This is a genomic window from Pseudomonas sp. W2-17, assembly GCF_041060445.1.
In the GTDB taxonomy this organism is placed as follows: Bacteria; Pseudomonadota; Gammaproteobacteria; order Pseudomonadales; family Pseudomonadaceae; genus Aquipseudomonas.
The window spans coordinates 58,489-78,239 of record NZ_JAUFNS010000006.1 but is presented as its reverse complement, the minus strand read 5'-3'; the positions used below and the strand labels follow the sequence as shown (position 1 = coordinate 78,239).

The following is a 19,751-nucleotide window of genomic DNA, read 5'->3' as shown; positions in this document are numbered from 1 at the left end:
CGCGGGCCGCGTTGCCTGCGGCCCGCCAAGGAATTCTGACCATGAACGCAAATGGACCTGTGCGGGTGACCTTCGCCGGCGCCGGCAAATCGTTCGGCGCCGTGCGTGCCCTGTGTGACGTCGACCTGAGCGTGCGCGCCGGCGAATGCCTTGGCCTGATCGGCCATAACGGCGCGGGCAAATCGACCCTGATGCAAGTGCTCGCCGGCACCCTGGCTGCCGATTGCGGGCAGATGCTGATCGAAGGCCGCGACCTGCGCGAAGGCTATTCGGTGCAAGTGGCGCGGCAGCACGGCATTCGCTGCGTGTTTCAGGAGCTGTCGCTGTGCCCAAACCTCAACGTGGCAGAGAACACCCGGCTGATGTCACCGGCCCTGCGCGGCTTCGGCTGGCGGCGTCGGGCCGGTGCGTTGATCGAAGCGATGCTGGAGCAGATTTTCCCCGGCCACGGCATTCAGGCCGATGACATTGTGGCTGACCTGTCCATCGGCAAGCGGCAGATGGTGGAGATCGCCCGGGCGTTCATCAACGTCGATGAGCGCCTTGATCTAATCATCCTCGACGAACCCACTTCATCCCTCGACGCGCGGGTGGCCGAGCAGCTGTTGCGCCACGTGCGGCGATTCGTCGAGGGCGGCGGCAGCATCGTGCTGATCAGCCACATCCTCGGCGAAATGCTCGGCACCTGTGACCGCATCGCGGTGATGCGTGACGGCAGAATCGTTGAAACCCGAGCAGCGCAAGCCTTCACCCACGATTCGCTGGTGGAAGTCATGGGCGGCACGGCACGCGAACAAGCGCAGGCGACACAGGACTTCGCCTCCCGACGTGAGCAGGGCAGCCCGCGGGTGCAACAGCGCCCCGCGCGACAAACCGATGAGCGCTCGGTGCAGGCGTTTGCCGGGGAGATCGTCGGGCTGTCCGGGCTGGCCGGGCACGGCCAGAGCCAGTTGCTGACCCAAGTGCTGCGCGACTGCATCAAGCGCGGCACCGGCGCCAGTTTCGTCGCCGGCGACCGCCAGACCGATGGCGTGTTTGCGCTGTGGTCCATCGCCGAGAACATCACCATCGGCTCCCTCAACCAGCTCAAGCGCGGCCTCTTGCTGAACCCGGACGCTGAACAGGCCATGGCCGACGACTGGATGAAGCGCATGAGCATTCGCACCCCGGACATGGGCAATCCGATCCTCTCGCTGTCCGGCGGCAACCAGCAAAAAGCCTTGTTTGCCCGGGCCCTGGCGTCCGACAGCCAGATCATCCTGATGGACGACCCCATGCGCGGCGTCGACGTCGGCACCAAGCGCGAGGTGTATTCGATTCTGATGGAGGAGGCCGCCCGTGGCCGCACGTTCATCTGGTACACCACCGAGCTTGAAGAGCTGACCTATTGCGATCACGTGTATGTCTTCCGCGACGGCCAGGCCGTGCTCGATATGCCGCGCAGTGAATTGAGCGAGGAGCGCATCTTGCGCAGCTCTTTCGCCGAGGAAACCCCATGAATGCCCCGTTGAATTCCGTTGCCCGCGCACCCGTCGCCACGCGCAACAACGCCGCGCGCCGTGCCCGCATGCTCCGCGCCGCCTTGCCGGCGGTGTCGCTGGTGGTCTTGCTGGCGACCATTTTCATCATGCAACCCCGGGCCATGAGCTACATGGGCCTGAACCTGATGCTCAACCTGGCGGTGCCGATTGCCCTGGCAACCATCGCGCAGATGCTGATCATCAGCGTCAACGACCTCGATCTGTCCATGGGCAGTTTCATCAGCTTCGTCGCCTGCGTGGCCGTGACGCTGCTCGATCAACACCCGTTCCTCGGCTGGCTGGCGCTGGCCGGGTGCGTGGGTGTGTATGCGCTGCTCGGCGCGTTGATCCACAGCCGCAACCTGCCGTCGATTGTCGTCACCCTGGGCATGTCGTTCATCTGGGTCGGCGGCGCGATTCTGCTGTTGCCGTCGCCCGGCGGGACGGCGCCGCAGTGGCTGCAAACCCTGGTGCGAATCAAGCCGCCGCTGATTCCGCTGGCGATCATCGTCTGCATCGTGCTCGGGCTGGCGATGCACTTTTTCCTGATGCGCTCCACCGTCGGCGTGGTGTTGCGCGGCGCCGGCGGCAATCCGCTGGCGATCGCCAAGGCCGGTTGGTCACTGCTGCGTATCAAGGTGGCGATGTACGCCATGGCCGGGGGCTTCGGCGTGTTGTCGGGGCTGTTTCTGGTGGGGCTGACCACCTCGGCCGACGCCAACGTCGCCCTGCGCTACACCCTGTTGTCCATCGCCGGGGTGATTCTCGGCGGCGGCGAATTCGTCGGCGGGCGGGTGTCGCCCATGGGCGCGGTGCTCGGCGCGCTGACTCTGGTGCTGGCCGGTTCGCTGCTGTCGTTCATCCGCATCTCGCCTGACTGGCAGATCGGCGCCCAGGGCGCGATTCTGATTTTCGTGCTGGCGCTGCGTGCGGCGGTCAATCGTCTGGAGGTACGCCCGCTATGAGCACTTCAACTGTTGCAGCGCTGCGCGGCAAGCCATGGCTGTGGTCATTCCTCGCCGCCTTATTGATCTGGGTGGCGACCCTGGTGTTCACCGGCGGGCAGGGCGCAGGCGCTTTACTGTCTGGCGCGCTGGCGTTCTCGACCTTCTTCGCGATCGTCGGCATCGGCCAGATGTTCGTCATCAGCACGGGACCGGGAAACATCGACCTGTCGATCCCGGCCAACATCGCCCTCAGCGGCGCGCTGGGCATGAAGCTCATGGACGGCCAGGACGCGAACATCTGGCTGGGCGTGATCGGCGTGCTGGGCATCGGTGTGCTGGTGGGCTGTGGCAATTTCGCGCTGATCCGCCTGCTGCGCATTCCGCCGATCATCGCGACCCTGTCGGCCAGCTTCATCCTGCAATCCCTCGCCATTGCCTATGGCCGCAGCGTGCGGGTGCCGCCGCCGGACAGTTTCTACACCTTCGCCACCGGCCGCGTGTTCGGCGTGCCGTATCTGGCCATCGTGGTGATCGCCGTGGCGGTGCTCATGGGTTACGTGCTGACCCGCACCCGCTACGGTCGCTCGGTGCTGGCCATCGGACAAAACGCCCGCGCCGCCGAACTGGCCGGTATTCGGGTTGGCCGCATGCGCTTCGCCACCTACGTGCTCTGTGCGGTATTCGGCAGCCTCTGCGGCTTGACCCTGGCCGGGTTTTCCGGCGGTGCGTCGCTGGGCATGGGCGAGGAATACCTGCTGGCCTCCATCGCCGTCGTGGTGATCGGCGGCACCTCGGTGGCCGGCGGGTTTTCCAACGTGCCAGGCATCTGGGGCGCGTCGCTGTTCCTTTACCTGCTGGTGAGCATGCTCAACACCTTCGGCGCCAGTGCCGGGGTGCGGCTGATCCTCACCGGCCTGATCATCATCGCGGTGATTACCGCTGTCAGCGGCCGCAAAAATGCCCGCGCCTGAATTAAGGATCGAACCTGTGTCCGACGACCTCTACGAATGCCATGACAAGCGTTTCCATCGCCTGATCCTGCCCAACACCCAGCTCGAGCGTCTGTATGACCAATGCCGCTGGGCCGAAGGGCCGGTGTGGTTCAACGACGGCGGGTATCTGTTGTGGAGCGACATCCCCAACCAGCGCATGTTGCGCTGGACGCCCGAGCAGGGCGTGTCGACGTTCCGCACCCCGTCGAATTTCGCCAACGGCAACACCCGCGACCTGCTGGGCCGTCTGATCACCTGCGAGCACGGCACGCGCAGCGTCACCCGCACCGAACCGGACGGGTCGATCACTGTGCTGGCCCAGCGCTTTGAAGGCAAACGCCTGAACTCGCCGAATGATGTGGTGGTGCACCGCGACGGCGCCGTGTGGTTCACCGATCCGAGCTACGGCATCCTCACCGATTACGAGGGCTATCAGGCCGAAGAAGAGCAGCCGGGCCGCCACGTCTATCGCATCGACCCGGACAGCGGCGAGATCGCCTGCATGGCCAACGACTTCGTGCAGCCCAACGGCTTGGCGTTCTCCCCGGACGGGCAGACGTTGTACATCGCCGATTCCGGTCGCTCCCACGATCCGGACGGCCCCCACCACATCCGCGCGTTCGAGGTCATCAATGGTCGTGAGCTGGGGCAGTCGCGGGTATTCGCGGTGATCGAACCGGGCGTGCCGGACGGCATGCGCGTGGATGTGCAGGGCAATGTCTGGACCAGTGCCGGCGACGGCGTTCAGTGCTTCGCCGCCGATGGCACCCTGCTGGGCAAGATCCGCCTGCCGGAGAAGGTCGCCAACCTGACCTTCGGCGGGCCGCGCCGTAACCGCCTGTTCATCGCCGCGAACACGTCGTTGTACTCGGTGTACGTGGCGGTGGCGGGGGCCCAGGTGCCTTGAGCGATAAACGGGCAGGTCGCGCGGCGTTTGACACCGCGCGCCCGGTCCTCAGAGTTTGAAGCGGCCGACCACGGTGCGCAGTTCGCCGGCCAGCAACGACAGTTCGTCCGCCGTGACCGCGTTGTCCTCGATGCCCTCCATCAACACGAAGGTGCCATTGCGGATCTCGGTGACGTTGCGGTTGATGTCCTCGGACACGGCGTGCTGCTGAACGGCAGCGCTGGCAATCTGGGTGTTCATGCCAACGATCGATTCCACGCCTTCGTTGATCGCGTTCAGGCTCGAGGACGTCTGATCGGCCGAGGTCAGGCAATCCTGCGCCCGGTCCTTGCCCGCTTTCATCTGCTCCACGGCAGCGCTGGTCGCCAGTTGCAATTGCTGGATGATCCGCTGGATTTCGGCGGTGGAGTTTTGCGTGCGGGAAGCCAGGGTTCTGACTTCATCCGCGACCACGGCGAAGCCACGACCTTGCTCGCCAGCGCGGGCGGCTTCGATGGCGGCATTAAGGGCGAGCAGGTTGGTCTGGTCGGCGATGTTGCGGATCACTTCAATGACCCCGCCGATTTCCTGACTGTGCAGCGCCAGCGCCGCGACCTTTTGCGCGCTGAGGTCGACTTCGCCGGCCAGTGCTTCGATGGTCTGGCGGGTCTGCTGCATCACGCCCAGGCCTTTGCCGGACGCCTGACTGGCCTGTTCCGCCGCACGCGCCGCGCCTTCGGTGTTCTGGGCGACGTCGGCGACACTGGCGGTCATTTCGTTGATGGCGGTGGCGACCTGTTCGGTTTCGCCCTGCTGGGCGTTCATCGACACTTTGGCGCGGTCGATGGAGGCACTCAGGCGAGTTGCTGCGTCGGACACCGAACTCGAACTGCGCTCGACCTGAGCGAGGGATTCACCAAAGGCCTGGACCATGTGGTTCAAACCGGTGCCGATGTCGGCCATTTCGTCTTTGCCGGCGACGTTGACCCGTGCGGTGAGATCGCCCTGGGCGATGCGGCGGGTGGCGCTCAACATGTCTTCCATGGCCCGACGCATGGCGCTGTAGATCCCGCTGAAGGCATAGATCAACAGCAGGCCGGCAATGGCGAACATGGCCAGCATGGCGGCGCGTTCGGCCGACTTGTCCTTGACCCGTTGCTCCAGCACGGCGGACAGCGCGGCTTGCAAGGCGTCCTGCGCCTTGTAGAGCTCGGCGACCACAGCGTTGCCTTTGGCCGGCAGCCCCTGCATGCCGGCGATGGTGTTTTGCGGTGAGCCGATCAGGGTTTCCAGGTCACTGCGAAAGCTGTCCAGGCTTGAAAGCCCGCTGCTGACGGGGGTCTGGATGCGGTCGGCAAGGGCCGGTTGCTGACGGCGCAACAGGGTAAGGCTCTGCAGCAACTCCTGGCGAATCTGGGTTTCTTGCTTGAGCAGCGACTTGATCGTCCCACGGGTGGCGTCGGTCAGCGGCTGGCCTTCATGCAGGCCGCTTGCCAGGCCGCGCAACTGTCCGACCACGTTGATCTGGCGCGGCAGGCGCAGGGTGCTTTGATCGATCAGGAACAGCGAGGCGTAGTCTTCGTCGAGGACCATTCCGGAGGTGGCGGAGATGAAATAGATGAAATTCAGCGTTTGAGTCATCTGATCGCTCCAGGCGTCAAACAGGGTCGCCTGATCGGCCCCGGTTTTGGTCTGGCTGATCAACCCTTCGGCCCCGGAGCGCAAGCGTTGTACGCGATCTCCGGTTTCGAGCCCCGCACCGAGCTGGCGGTCGGTAGTTTCCAGTTTGGAGTACGCATCCAGCAGTTTGGCCTGGTTGGCGGCGAGGTCAGGTTGGGCTGTCTGATCACCGCTGAGCAGGCGGTTGGTCAATGCTCGTTGCAGCATCGACAGGCGCAGTACCGGGGTGACGTCCATCAGATAGCGCTGGCCGACTTGTTCGGAATGGATGTTATCGATGCTGGTAGTGAGTTGATGCAGCAGGCGCGCGCCGAGCAGGGCCAGCGGCAAAAGCACAATGATGGCCAGCACCGCGAATTTGGCGGGAAAGCGCAGGCGGTTGGTCAAGTAAACGGCAGGGGCAAGAATGTTCATACTGTTCTCAAAGCCCCGGAGCGGGGCGCTTGGGTTGTAGTCGGTGAGAACGGTCCTTTTTCTCGGGATTCAGTGGCGTTGACGACGTTCTTGCAGGAAGCGTGGTGGCTGGCTGCGCGTCGTTCTGATCCATCTGTCGGCGTCGATCCTATTAACTTTATTAAAACTTGTACAAAAATATATTTCTGTATAGCTTTGGAACTGAACCGATTAACTGATGTCTTTGTGATATCACTTTTCTCAACTCGCCCGAAGTCTGTATTTATCCTTTATCGCGGTCACGACCTTCCGTCATGACACCGTGCGAGGAGTGGTGGCCATGAGATATCATTTAACCTGTATTTTTAAAACCGAGGCCGCATGCCATGAACTGTTCGCTGGAAACTGAGCAGAAGCGCCTGTCCGCGGTTCACGCGTTGCAATGGCTGGAAACCGCCCACAGTGAGGATTTCGACCGCCTGTGTCGCCTTGCTGCTGCGCACTTTCGCGTGCCGACGGTGCTGGTCTCGCTGGTGGAAGAAGACCGTCAGTGGTTTCCCGGTCGGGTGGGTTTCGACGCGAGTCAGACGCCCATCGAGCAGTCGTTCTGTCGCTACACCATTCAGAATTCCGACGTCATGGTGGTCAATGATGCCCGCCTGGATCCGCGGTTCGCCGACAACGTGCTGGTCACCCGGCCTGATGGCATCCGTTTCTACGCCGGGGCGCCGTTGTGCAATCAGCACGGCGATGTGCTCGGCAGTTTTTGCCTGATCGACACCGTCCCCCGCACGCTGCAACCCGACGAAGTGGCGGTCCTCGAAGATTTCGCGCAACTGGTCATGGGGCAGGTCGAACAATGCCAGGCGATGCGCTACCGCCACCCGATCAGCCGTCTGCCCAATTTGCAGCAGTTCCTGCTGGATACTCAGGGCCTTGCAGTGACCGAAAGCCAGGTGCGGCTGCTGGTGGTGATCCGCACCCAACCATTGGCGAGCGCTGCGGATGTCAGCGTGAGCAGCAACCTGGATGCGCAGCAGACGCGCCGCGACATGGCGGACTGCCTGCGTCGCCGTCTGGATGGCATCGCCGAGCTTTATCACATCAGCGACCAGGATTTTTGCCTGCAGATGAGCTGTGACCGTTCTCGACGCGACGACCTGGTTCGCATGCTGTTGGTGCTGATTACCGAGCCTTTCACTCACCAGCAGGTTGCCGTGGGACTGGCATGCTGTGACGACGGTCAGAACTCCGCCGCTGCGCTCATGGGCAAAGCGACCCACGCGGCGGGGAGGGCGTTTTATCGACAGGTGCCGTGGGCGGCCTATGACGAAGCCGAGGATTGCGCCCAGCGTCGCGCCTTGACCCTGCTCAGCGAACTCGCCGAGTCGTTGGTCAGTGGCGACATCTATCTGGAGTATCAGCCACGCTTCAGCCTGCAGGATGGCCGCCTGCTCAGCGTCGAGGCGTTGATTCGCTGGACCCATCCGATGCTGGGCAAGATCTGGCCAAGCGAATTCATTCCGTTGGTCGAGAGCGCTGGTAGGATCAGTACGGTGACGCGCTGGGTGATCGACCGCGCGCTGGCCGACCTTAGCGGCTGGATCGACGAAGAGGTGCGCCTGTCTCTTAATCTGTCGCCGCTGGACTTCGCCGACATGGACATCGCGCTGACGCTGCAGAGCGCCTGCGACCAACACGGCGTCCATCCCTCACGGCTGGAAGTCGAGATCACCGAAGGCGAGTGGATCCGCGCCGACAAACGCGTCATTGCCCAACTGACCCGCATTCGCGAGCTCGGCGTCGACGTGGCCATCGATGATTTCGGCGCAGGCTACAGCAACTTCGCCTACCTGCATGAGATCCCGGCCAACATCCTCAAGCTGGACAAATCCCTGGTCACCGATCTTGAGAGCAACCCGCGCAACCGCATCATCGCTCGATCCGTGCTGCACCTGGCCGGCGAGTTGGGCTATCGCACCGTGGCGGAAGGCGTCGAGACGTTCCGTTGCATGAGCCTGGTGCGGGATTTCGGCTGCGAAGAGGCCCAGGGCTACTTCCTGAGCCGGCCGCTTAAGTTGCAGCAGCTCAAACAACAGTGCGAGAACATCGCGCTGACATTCACCCCTGAACCGTCGAACGCGCAGGTTTATGCGGATCTGACTGATGCGGATCAGGTGATAGAAGCGGCGTGACGGCTGACGCCTTCCCGGCTGAAGCCGTTCCTACGGTCAAGGTCATCGCTGGATGCACGCCCTGCTTTTAGTGGGACCGGCTTCAGTCGGGAAGAGGCAATTACATCCTCTGCAACTTCAGCGGCAGAGACGCTGCCTTCGCGAGCAAGCTCGCCCACCTGTTCATCGTCGACCCGTGATCCCGGCCACGCTGAAGAGCGTGTGGGAGTGAGCTTGCTCACGAATAGGCTTATTCCTGGCTAACGCCCGTCCGACTCGCGATGCGCGATTACTCGCCCGATACCGGCGTTGGCTGGATGATTTCGACCCAGTAACCGTCCGGGTCCTTGATGAAGGCCAGGCTTTTCATGCGGCCGTCGGTCAGGCGTTTCTGGAAGTCCACGCCCAGTTCTTCGAAGCGCGCGCAGGCAGCCTTCACGTCTGGCACCGAGATGCAGATGTGGCCGAAGCCGCGCGGGTCGGTGTTGCCGTTGTGGTAGGAAAACGCAGGGTCTTTTTCGGTGCCGTGGTTGTGGGTCAGTTCGAGCACGCCGGGGATGCCTTTCATCCAGACGTTGCGCGCAGCATCGTCCTGCGGAATCTGCGCTTTATCCACCAGCGCCAGGAAGTAAAGGCTGAATTCCGCTTCCGGGAAGTCGCGCTTTTCCACCAGGCTGAAACCCAGCACGCGGGTGTAGAAATCCAGAGAAGCGGTGGCGTCCTTGACGCGCAACATGGTGTGGTTGAACACGAATTGTGCGGTCGAGGCGTCCGGGGTGGCCGTGACGCCGGGGAAGGTGTTCAGGTCGTGCAGACTCATGGTTGTCTCCGGGTTAACGCTAAAAAGTTGCGTAATGATACGGGCTCATGGCCGACGCGCCAAACCGAAGGCGCATAAAGCGCGGCTTTCGACTTGTGGGCGATGGATGACCGGCTCACACTTCGCGGCTCGACCTTCAGGTACCGCCCATGCATCTCTCATTGCGCTCATGCGCCCGCGTTGCTTTCTGTTTCGTGCTGATGATTCCGGGCGTCGCGTCATCGGCGGACGCCATGATCATCTGGCCCGAAGGCTGGGAAGTGGAAGCGCTGCCCCAGCCGCCGGCGAGCGAAGGGCAGCCCGCCGTGCAGATACGACAGCGTGCGGTTAAAAACGATCAGAACGGTGATCCGGCCATGGTGGTCGAGCTGACCCAGACGCAGCTGCAGCCCGGTCACTCGGTCAACGTGCAGAGCGTACTGCTGGAAATGCGCAAGGCGGTGCAGGTCAATTTTGCGCGCGGTGGCTTTCAAAGCGTCTGCACGCACATGAAGGACAGCACGCTGAGCAACATCCCCGCCATGGAGACCACATGCACGATTACCCAGAACGGCAATCACGTCATGACCCAGACGCTGGTGGCGGCGGCCAGTCCGGAACTGGCGTGGTCGTTGTCATACGCCGGCTCGGCAGAAGGCTACGCGGCCCATAAAGATGAAGTGTTGCAGATCAGGAATGGCCTGCGCCTGGGGTCGGCGCCGTAGGTCGAGGCGCGGATCACACAAATCGCGGGCATAAAGAAGCCCGCCGAAGCGGGCATTGGGGCACTAATCCTTTAGTAGCCTCCATCCTGTACAAGCCGGTGTGAAAAAAATGTGAAGCTTGCGAGCCGTCCTGCCGCAGCGGATAAATTTATCTGTTGATGCATGAAGGCTCATAGCCAGCTTCGCGGCGCACGATGGCGATACTTAATGGAATTAACAAGCGGGAAACCTTCGGCAATTGAGCATGCTATAAGCCTGCCGCCTATTGAAAGCGATATATCACACTAATACGAATCTGTTCAGCTAATTGTCAGGTTGAATATTCAACGCTGGGGCTACACCAGCACTCATTATCTAAACTGCGTCAGACTTCGCTGGCAATCATCGCGTATCCAGCACTTGTTTCACTGCGATATCCCTACACTTTCAGAGAAGCCCTGCGAGCAGAGCTTCTTCTCGATACTGCAAGGGATACAGGACTAGCGGCCGCGCAACCAGGAATCAACGGTTTCGGCACCGTATTGTATTTTCCAGTTCTTCAAACCGCGATGGTTGCCGCCTTTGGTCTCGATGACTTCACCGGTGTGCGGGTTTTGATAGACTTTGACGACACGCGGGCGGCGGCGTTTCGGGGCCGTTGGCGCGAGGGTGGAAGCGCCGGTGTGAGGGTCGAGGATCGCGATGATGTCGCGCAAGGTCTTGTCATACGTGCTCATCAGGGCTTGCAGCTGCTGCTCGAACTCGATTTCCTTCTTCAGTCCGGCGTCGTTCTTCAGATACTCCAGCTGGGCCAGCTGCTCCTGAAGGGCTTTTTCTGCTGCGCGAAATTCGGCAAGTCTGGACAAAATAATACTCCGGCAATTAATGGCTGTTGTCAGCTCAATGCAAGCAACAATGCGAGTAACAAGGACGCGCATCTGGGTCTGCTGCTGTTGGTTTCACCACTTTCTACCGTGTCCTTGACATCAGGATCAGCCGTCGACACTAACTTCTTGAGGATGAAGGTTGGTATCAATACGGGGTAGTTCAGTTGCGGCGCGAGTAAATAATGCACGTTTTTTACGCGTTGTAAAATAGGGGATGACTAATTGTTAAGTGAAAGATCCCGGCGACGATATGCCCGTCTGACAAAAAAACAATAATAGTCGCAAACCGTTGTAAGTCATTTCTTATACTTTGGCGCTAATGGAAACTAACCCGTCCCAAGGGCGAAGGCATACAGCCGTTTGCGTACGCCGCAATCACCCCGGACCCTCTTTGCGTTGCCTGCCGGTGACTCCTCTCATGCGCGTCAGAGTGCACGATGCAGTTGGATTGCCATCGACGCCTCAGGCTACGCCCGTCCGCTCCAGCGTTGAATGATCTGCTCGGCCAGTGCGCCCAGCTCGGGGGCCATCAGGTCTGGCACGGGCATTTCGTCTATCAGTAACGGCGCGTTGTACGGCCGGGTCAGCAGGGCACCAAAGCACCCTGCCGCCTGTGCGCCTGCCGTATCCCACTGATGACACGCCACCAGAAGCAAGTCTGCCAGTCCGACATTCAGCGCCTGGGAAACACTCTGGTAGGTTTCCGGTGCAGGCTTGAATTTTCCAACCGCCTCAACGCTGAAACTGCGCTCGAAGAATGTCGCCAGCCCGGCGCGCTCTAGGGGCGAAGGGGATGCACCGCTGGCCGAGTTGCTCAGCGTCACCAGCCGAAAACCGGCGTCACGCAAGCGGTTAAGTGCCGGCAGCACGTCAGCGTGTGCAGGCATGTTGCTCATCCGTGCCTGCAGTTCGTCAATATCGCTGTCGGCAAGGGCGACATGATTGTTAGACGCCACCATGCGCAACGTGCCCACGGCCAGTGTGCCAAACGGGGTGTAACGGCCGCACAGTGTCATCGTCTGCGAGTACAGGATCAGGTTGGCGAACCACTCGCGCAACATGGTTCGTTCACCAAACACACGCTCGAACAGCGGCTCAAGGGTGGTGATATCGAGCAGGGTTTCATTGACATCGAAAACGATGATCGGCGCTGAATGTGGCACTGCCATGAGTAGGCTCTTCTGAGTAGTGCACGCTGCTGCAAGCACGTTTTTGTCGCTTGAAGCCCCAGACGTGCGGACCAGGGCAAGGTTAACCCTATCCAGCCGGCGCGGCGCACTCATCACGATGAATCGTTTCCTGGAAAGGAAGGCAGGCGCATTCCAGCTTGTTCGAGCCGTGTAGGCAGTGCCCTAGAGCCCCTGCTGCAGGGCCGGATCGTCGGCGTTGAGCTGCTCCAGTTCAGCCAGCAGCACTTGTACTTTTTGCAGCTGGCCGGCCTCGGTCCAATAGCGAATCAGCAGAATCCTCGCGCGACGGTCGGCGGGTGCGCGCTGAAGAATGTCCTCCAGCTGACGCTGCGCGGCTTCGAGTTGATCCAGATCGTGAAGCGCGACGGCGAGGTCGTAACGGTAACCGGTGTTGTCCGGTTCCAGCTCAATGGCTCGGGTCAGCGGGAGCAGGGCGTATTCATTTTGTTTATGACGCAGCAGCCATTGGCCGAGTGCGTGTTGCGCCAGGGACGACTGGGGCTGTTTCTCCAGCCACTGGGCGAGCAACTGGCGCGAACGATCGGCCTGGCCCTGGCGGTCGAGCACCTGCACCAGCGCCAGCCCGGTCTCGAGGCTGTCCGGTTCCAGTTTTGCGGCCAGTTCCAAAGCATCGATCGCCTTTTGCGGGGTGCCGTTGTTGAGGTAGAGCTGCGCGAGCGCCAGCTGACGTTGCCCGCTCGGCGGCTGGGCGCTCAGTGCCTGCTCATACTGTTGAGCCGCCTCCTGCAACGCGCCGTAATACAGGCCCAATTCATCCGGGCCCAACGGCAGCAAGGCGCGCACCGCACTGAAGCGCACCTCATCGTCGGCATCGTCCAGCAGCGGGCCGATCAGCGTGCTGCGTTGTTCCTCCGGCAGCATGGCCGACACCGTCTGGATGGCCGCCTGCTGAACCAGCGGCGCGGGGCGCTTGAGGTCGCCGCGCAGAATTTTCAGCGCCTGGGGCCCCGGGTAATTGACCAGCTCGGCGAGCAGACCGGCACGGCGGATATCGGACAGGTCGGTGCGACTGAATTGCTGATACAGCACACGCGCGGCGCCGGGCTTGCCGCCATGGGCCTGCTCCAGTGCTTCGGCGTAGCTGTGATTGACCTGCGGTGCGGCCGGCGGCGCGTGCCAGTTTCGCACCAGCATCGCCATGGCGATGATCAGCAGCAACAGCGCCAGCGCAATTGCCACCTGCCAGCGACGTCGAGCCTTGAGCTGGGCGGGTGTGCGCCGGGAAGACGATTCAGACATATCGGTTTCCGTGTGTGCGTGTGCAGCAGCTTCGGGGAGAGACCGCCGAGTGTCAAACGCTGTGGGGATGGATTCGGCCCCTGGCCGTTCTCACGGCATTTCTTCCGTCCAGAAAAAAGCCCCGAACCTTGCGGGTCCGAGGCTGTTTCAGGGCGGCAGATCAGGGCTGCAGAACGGCCGCCGGTTGAACGATCCCGCTGCTCAACCTGTGACGTCAGGCGTTCGGCTGCCAGCCACCGCCAAGGGCTTTGTAGATGGCGACGATGCCGCGGTACAGATCGATTTCAGCCAGGGCCTGGCTGTCTTCGGCGGCCAGACGCTCACGTTCGGCGTCCAGCAGGACGAGGAAGTCAGCCGTGCCTTCGCGGTACTGGATGTTCGCCAGATTGGCCGCCGAACGACTGGCTTCACTCTGCCGCACCAAGGACACCAGACGCTGCTGACGCTTGTCGTAGTCGCTGAAGGCGTTCTCGGTTTCTTCCAGGGCCAACAGCACTTGTTGCTCGTAATTGGCCAGCGCGCCTTCGGCATCGGCGTTGGCGCCACGAATCCGCGCCCTCACGCTGCCCAGGTCAAACGCTGCCCAAGTGATGCTCGGGCCGAGGCCCCAGGCCTGGGCCGCGCCGGAACCGATCTGCGAACCACGGCTGGCCGTGAAACCCAGGAAACCGCTCAGGCTGACCCGTGGAAACAGGTCAGCGGTCTGCACGCCAATTCGCGCGGTCTGCGCCGCCAGTTGCCGCTCGGCGCTGCGCACGTCCGGACGGTTTTCCAGCAGCTTGGTCGGATCACCGATCGGCAGGGCCTTGGAAATTGCCGGCAGTTTGGCCGGGGCGAGGGTCACGGTCATGGCGTCCGGACGTTCGCCGAGCAGGGTGGCGATGCGGTTGCGTTCGCGCACCTGTTCGGCCTGAAGCTGCGGAATGGTGGCTTCCACCGCCGCCAGACGCGCGTCGGAACGCACCACGTCGAGTTCATTGCCCACGCCTTCGTCACGCAGCTGGGCAGTCACCTTGCGGGAGTCCTGCTGGTTTTTCAGGTTGTCCCGGGCGATGTTCTCGCGCAGTTGAGCGCCACGCAGCTGACCGTAAGCGTCGACCAGTTCGGCGATCATCGTTACCTGCAGCTGATAGAGGTTGGCCTCGGCAGCTTGTTGATCAGCGTCACTGGCTTCCAGCTCGCGCTGGATGCGGCCGAACAGGTCCAGTTCCCAGGCCATGTCCAAGCCCAGGTCGTAACGTTCCTGATTGACCCGGTGCTCGGTTTCACCCGGCACCTGAGCGCGGCCGACCTGGCTGCTGGCGCGGCTGGTCACGACCGGCATGGCGTCGTTGCTGATGTCGTCGCGAATCGCACGGGACGCTTTCAGACGGGCGAAGGCGACGCGCAACTCGCGGTTGCCTTGCAGCGATTCGGCGACCAGTTTGTTCAGGGTCGGGTCGTCGAACTGCTGCCACCAGACGGTCTCGATGTGGCTGCGGTCATAGGCCCGCTGAGTGGCGGCCTGAATGTTGGCCGCCGCGGTTTCCGGCTTCTTGTAGTCCGGGCCGACGGCGCAGGCCGCCAGCGCCAGCACCAGCAGGCTCGGCAGGAAAAGTTTTGCAGCCTTCATCAATGAGCCTCCGCAGCGTTGTTCTGGATGCGTTGCGCCTTGGCGGCCTTGCGAGCCTCTTTGCGTCCAACGTAGTTACGAATCAGTACATAGAAGACCGGCGTCAACAGCAGACCGAAGAAGGTCACGCCGAGCATCCCGGAGAACACCGCCACGCCCATGGCATGACGCATTTCGGCACCGGCGCCGCTGGAAAGGACCAGCGGAACCACGCCCATGATGAACGCGAAGGAGGTCATCAGGATCGGCCGCAGACGCAGGCGACAGGCTTCAAGCACGGCCTCCAGCGGGGTCTTGCCCTTGTCTTGCTCATCCTTGGCGAACTCGACGATCAGGATGGCGTTCTTGCACGCCAGGCCTACCAGTACGATCAGGCCGATCTGGGTGAAGATGTTGTTGTCGCTCCCGGCAATGATCACACCGGCAATGGCCGACAGCAGGGTCATCGGTACGATCAAGATCACCGCCAGCGGCAGGCTCCAGCTTTCATACAGCGCAGCCAGTACCAGGAACGCCAGCAGCACGCAGAGCGGGAAGACCAGCAGTGCCGTGTTGCCCGACAGGATCTGTTGGTACGTCAGGTCGGTCCACTCGTAGGTCATGCCGTTGGGCAGTTCTTCCTTGAGCAGTTTTTCCATCGCCACCTGCGCCTGACCCGAGCTGAAACCCGGACCCGCCGCGCCGTTGATCTCGGCGGTGATGAAGCCGTTGTAGTGCATGACGCGGTCCGGGCCCGAGGTGTTGGTGACTTTCAGCAGCGTCGCCAGCGGGATCATCTCGCCACGGTTGTTACGCACTTTCAACTGACCGATTTGTTCAGCATCCTGACGGAACTGCTGCTCGGCCTGCACGTTGACCTGATAGGTCCGGCCGAAACGGTTGAAGTCGTTGGCATACAGCGAGCCGAGGTAGACCTGCAGGGTGTCAAAGATGTCGCTGATCGGCACACCGAGGGTCTTGGCTTTTTCGCGGTCGATGGCGGCATCGACCTGAGGCACGTTCACCGTGTAGCTGGTGAACAGCGCAGCCAGTTCCGGCACGCTGCGGCTCTTGCCGATGACATTCATCGTCTCTTTGTACAGCTCGTCGTAACCCAGGTTGCCACGGTCTTCGATCTGCAGACGGAAACCGCCGATCGTGCCCAGCCCCTGTACCGGCGGCGGCGGGAAGATCGCCATGTAGGCTTCCTGAATGCCCGCATATTTGCCGTTGAGGGCACCGGCGATGGCACCGGCCGACTGGTCGGCTGCCGTGCGATCCTCGAACGGTTTGAGCGTCACGAACACGATGCCGGAGTTCGGGCTGTTGGTGAAACCGTTGATCGACAGGCCAGGGAACGCCACGGCGCTTTCAACGCCCGGTTGCTTCAGCGCGATGTCGGACATGCGCTTGATCACGTCTTCGGTGCGGTCCAGGCTTGCGGCGTCCGGCAATTGCGCGAAGGCGACCAGGTACTGTTTATCCTGCGCCGGCACGAAACCGGTCGGCGTGGTGGAGAAACCCAGCCACGTCATGACGATCAGGCCGGCGTACACCACCAGTGCCACACCGCTGACGCGAATCACCCGGCCAACAGTGCTCACATAGCCGTTACTGGCCTTGACGAAAAACCGGTTGAACGGCCGGAACAGCCAGGCGCCGAACAGTTTGTCGAGGAAGCGTGAGAAGCCATCCTTCGGCGCATCGTGAGCGCGCAGCAACACGGCAGCCAGTGCAGGCGACAGGGTCAGGGAGTTGAAGGCCGAGATCACCGTCGAGATGGCGATGGTCAACGCAAACTGTTTATAGAATTGCCCGGTCAGCCCGGAGATAAACGCCGCCGGAATGAACACCGCACACAGCACCAGCGCCGTGGCGATGATCGGGCCGGTCACTTCACGCATGGCGATCTGTGTGGCCTCCATCGGCGGATGCCCGAGCTCGATGTTCCGCTCGACGTTCTCCACCACCACGATGGCGTCGTCTACGACGATACCGATCGCCAGTACCAGCCCGAACAGCGACAGCGCATTGAGCGAGAAGCCGAACAGGTGCATGACGGCAAAGGTACCGATCAGCGACACCGGCACCGCGACCAGCGGGATGATCGAGGCACGCCAGGTCTGCAGGAACAGGATCACCACCAGTACAACGAGGATCAGCGCTTCGAACAGGGTGTGAACCACCGCTTCGATGGAGCCGCGCACGAAGATCGTCGGGTCATAGACGATGCTGTAGTCCATGCCCTCAGGGAAGTTCTTCTTCAGCAGTTCCATCTCGCCGCGCACTTCGTTGGAAATGTCGATGGCGTTGGAGCCTGGGCGCTGGAAGATCGGGATCGCCACCGCCGGCTGGTTGTTCAGCAACGAACGCAAGGCGTATTGACTGGAACCCAGTTCGACGCGAGCGATGTCTTTGACCCGGGTGATTTCGCCGTTGTCGCCGGCGCGAACGATGATGTTCTCGAACTCTTCTTCAGAAACCAGACGGCCCTGGGTGTTGATCGACATCTGGAAGCTGGTGGCGCTCGGGGAGGGCGGTGCGCCCAGTTGACCGGCGGCCACCTGACGGTTCTGCTCGCGAATGGCGTTGACCACGTCGGTCGCCGTGATGTTGCGCGAAGCGGTTTTGTTCGGATCCAGCCAGACACGCAGGGAGTAGTCGCCCATGCCGAACAGCTGTACATCGCCGACACCGCCCAGGCGCGCCAACTCGTCCTTGATGTTGAGGACCGCGTAGTTGGACAGGTACAGCATGTCGTAGCGCTGATCCGGCGAGGTCAAGTGGACCACCATCGTCAGGTCAGGCGAGGCCTTGTCCACGGTGATACCGATGCGCGTCACTTCTTCCGGCAGCTTGGGCTCGGTCCGGGTGACCCGGTTCTGGACCTGCACTTGCGCGGTGTCGAGGTTGGTCCCCAGCGCGAAGGTAATGGTCAGGGTCAGCTTGCCGTCGGCCGTGGCCTGGGAGGACATGTAGAGCATGTTCTCGACGCCGGTGATCGCCTGTTCCAGTGGCGCGGCGACGGTTTCGCCGATCACTTTCGGGTTGGCACCGGGGAAGTTGGCGCGCACTACGACGGTCGGCGGCACGACTTCCGGGTATTCACTGATCGGCAGCTGGAACAGCGAGATCGCGCCGGCAATCAGGATCAGCAGCGAGAGCACCGCTGCGAAGATCGGTCGCGTGATAAAGAACTTGGAGAAATTCATCGAGTGTGTCCCTTAACCGCGTGGCGTGGCGGAAGCAGCCACCTTGGCGTCCAGCTTCGGCTGAGCCTTGGGCTGGTTGCTGGCTTCGAGCGCCTGGCGTTGTTGTTGCAGTGCGGTGAGTGTTTCGGCGCTGGCCATCGGTGTGTCTTGCGGATCAACCGGCGAGCCCGGACGCACGCGCTGCAGACCGGTGACGACGATGCGGTCGTCCTTGCCCAGGCCGCTGCGCACGATGCGCAAGCCCTCAAGCTTCGGCCCCAGCTCGACGCTGCGGTAGATCGCCTTGTTGTCCTTGTCGACCACCAGCACGAATTTCTTGCCCAGGTCGGTGCCGACCGCTTCGTCCTTGATCAGCATCGCCGAGTAGGTGCCGCTGCCGACCAGCTTCAGGCGTGCGTACAGGCCCGGGGTGTATTCGCCCTTCCTGTTGTCGAACACGGCGCGGCCACGGATGGTGCCGGTGCGCGGGTTGACCTGGTTGTCGACGAAGTTCATCTGACCCAGGTGCGGGTTTTCCGCCTCGTTGGACAGACCCATGTACACCGGCGTGGTCGCGCCGCGTTTGCCGTCGCGGGCCAGCTGGTTGTACTTGAGGAACACGCGCTCGTCGGCGTCGAAGTAGGCGTAGACCTTGTCGGTCGACACCAGGCTGGTGAGGATCGACTGGTCGGCGGTGACGATGTTGCCGGCGGTGATTTCCGCACGGCTGACCCGGCCGGTGATCGGCGCCGTGACGCGGGTGAAGCTCAGGTTCAGGCGCGCCAGGTCAAGCTGTGCCTGGATGGCGGCGACGGCGGCTTTGGATTCCTGGGCGGTGGTGGTGCGCGAATCGGCGAGTTCGGCGGAGATCGCATTGTTGGTGCGCAGGCGTTCGCCGCGCTGGGCTTCGTTGGTGCTGCGCTGGGCAGCGGCCTTGGACTGTTGCAGTTGCGCTTCCAGACGATGCACTTCCGCTTCGAACGGGCGTGGGTCGATCTGGAACAGCAGGTCGCCTTTTTTCACCAGCTCGCCGTCAGTGAAAGCCACCGAATCGATCTGGCCTGAAACACGCGGGCGCACCTGGACGGTTTCCGGCGATTCGAGGCGGGCGGTGACTTCGTCCCACTCGTTGACCGGTTGCTCGATCACCTTGGCCACGTTGACCTTCGCCGCCGCCGGCGCAACGGTCGCTTCAGGCGTCCGGCCGCACGCGCTGATGACCACTAGGGTCAACGCGGCGAGGGGATAGCGCAAAGGAGTTAAAGACTGAAGCATGGGAGAATCCGCCGATGTTATTGAGATGGGCGGATAATGTTCTCGGGGGTGTTATTGCACGAATCGAATGACGCGAAGGTAACTATCAGTCGTAATGATGTTCGGCGTAATAAAAGGTCTGCAATCGATCCGTCGCACCTTCCTGATGCGTTTCAGATAAATCCATTATCTTGGGTCTTATGTGCGTTAAATGAACATAAGCCCCATTAAACTGGATTTATCTAGGTTGAGTTCAATTGTGGTCTGACTCATGCTTGCTCGC

General features: G+C 62.0%; 14 protein-coding genes. 6 read left to right on the top strand and 8 right to left on the bottom strand.

What is annotated here, in order from left to right; genetic code table 11:
- Positions 1-41: 41 nt before the first annotated feature.
- The 4 genes from QWI20_RS09310 to QWI20_RS09295 are packed head-to-tail and all read left to right on the top strand — an operon-like array spanning position 42 to position 4,366.
- Positions 42-1,499 carry a sugar ABC transporter ATP-binding protein gene (locus QWI20_RS09310; RefSeq protein ID WP_369305214.1) on the top strand — a complete coding sequence of 486 codons (1,458 nt, stop codon included), beginning with the start codon at positions 42-44 and terminating at the stop codon, positions 1,497-1,499.
- Complete coding sequence (locus tag QWI20_RS09305; RefSeq protein ID WP_369305213.1) at positions 1,496-2,485, top strand: ABC transporter permease; 990 nt, start codon at positions 1,496-1,498, stop codon at positions 2,483-2,485. The genes QWI20_RS09310 and QWI20_RS09305 overlap by 4 nt, the downstream gene beginning before the upstream one ends.
- Positions 2,482-3,438, top strand: coding sequence for an ABC transporter permease (locus tag QWI20_RS09300; protein WP_369305212.1), 957 nt, complete (start codon positions 2,482-2,484; stop codon positions 3,436-3,438). Before QWI20_RS09305 ends, QWI20_RS09300 begins: the two co-directional genes overlap by 4 nt.
- A 16-nt stretch (positions 3,439-3,454) precedes the next feature.
- Positions 3,455-4,366, top strand: a complete 912-nt coding sequence (locus QWI20_RS09295; RefSeq protein WP_369305211.1) for an SMP-30/gluconolactonase/LRE family protein — start codon at positions 3,455-3,457, stop codon at positions 4,364-4,366.
- Between the two features lie 48 nt (positions 4,367-4,414).
- Here the strand turns inward: QWI20_RS09295 and QWI20_RS09290 are convergent, their stop codons facing one another.
- Positions 4,415-6,439 (bottom strand): methyl-accepting chemotaxis protein, encoded by a 2,025-nt coding sequence (locus tag QWI20_RS09290; RefSeq protein ID WP_369305210.1) that lies wholly within the window; start codon positions 6,437-6,439, stop codon positions 4,415-4,417.
- A 365-nt stretch (positions 6,440-6,804) separates the two neighbouring features.
- Between QWI20_RS09290 and QWI20_RS09285 the strand changes: the two genes are divergently transcribed.
- On the top strand, positions 6,805-8,613 hold the full coding sequence (locus QWI20_RS09285) for an EAL domain-containing protein (protein ID WP_369305209.1): 1,809 nt from the start codon (positions 6,805-6,807) through the stop codon (positions 8,611-8,613).
- Between the two features lie 268 nt (positions 8,614-8,881).
- On the opposite strand, the gene gloA is transcribed toward QWI20_RS09285, so the two are convergent.
- A complete protein-coding gene (gene gloA, locus QWI20_RS09280) occupies positions 8,882-9,412 on the bottom strand; it encodes a lactoylglutathione lyase (protein WP_192173618.1) in 531 nt (176 codons plus the stop codon).
- Positions 9,413-9,612: 200 nt separating this feature from the next.
- On the opposite strand from gloA, the gene QWI20_RS09275 reads away from it, so the two are divergent.
- Entirely contained in the window at positions 9,613-10,116 is a 504-nt protein-coding gene (locus QWI20_RS09275; RefSeq protein WP_369305408.1) for a DUF4946 domain-containing protein, read from the top strand.
- Positions 10,117-10,595: 479 nt separating this feature from the next.
- Here the strand turns inward: QWI20_RS09275 and QWI20_RS09270 are convergent, their stop codons facing one another.
- The 6 genes from QWI20_RS09270 to mexE form a co-directional block, all read right to left on the bottom strand.
- Positions 10,596-10,961: a histone-like nucleoid-structuring protein, MvaT/MvaU family gene (locus tag QWI20_RS09270; protein WP_369305208.1), complete on the bottom strand. Its 366-nt coding sequence runs from the start codon at positions 10,959-10,961 to the stop codon at positions 10,596-10,598.
- Between the two features lie 488 nt (positions 10,962-11,449).
- Positions 11,450-12,151 carry a haloacid dehalogenase type II gene (locus tag QWI20_RS09265; protein ID WP_369305207.1) on the bottom strand — a complete coding sequence of 234 codons (702 nt, stop codon included), beginning with the start codon at positions 12,149-12,151 and terminating at the stop codon, positions 11,450-11,452.
- A gap of 183 nt (positions 12,152-12,334) precedes the next feature.
- Positions 12,335-13,432, bottom strand: coding sequence for a tetratricopeptide repeat protein (locus tag QWI20_RS09260; protein ID WP_369305206.1), 1,098 nt, complete (start codon positions 13,430-13,432; stop codon positions 12,335-12,337).
- A gap of 214 nt (positions 13,433-13,646) precedes the next feature.
- Positions 13,647-15,044, bottom strand: coding sequence for an efflux transporter outer membrane subunit (locus QWI20_RS09255; RefSeq protein WP_369305205.1), 1,398 nt, complete (start codon positions 15,042-15,044; stop codon positions 13,647-13,649).
- Positions 15,044-18,235: an efflux RND transporter permease subunit gene (locus QWI20_RS09250; protein WP_369305204.1), complete on the bottom strand. Its 3,192-nt coding sequence runs from the start codon at positions 18,233-18,235 to the stop codon at positions 15,044-15,046. The genes QWI20_RS09255 and QWI20_RS09250 overlap by 1 nt, the downstream gene beginning before the upstream one ends.
- Before the next feature lie 12 nt (positions 18,236-18,247).
- Entirely contained in the window at positions 18,248-19,489 is a 1,242-nt protein-coding gene (mexE, locus tag QWI20_RS09245) for a multidrug efflux RND transporter periplasmic adaptor subunit MexE (RefSeq protein WP_369305203.1), read from the bottom strand.
- Positions 19,490-19,751 lie beyond the last annotated feature (262 nt).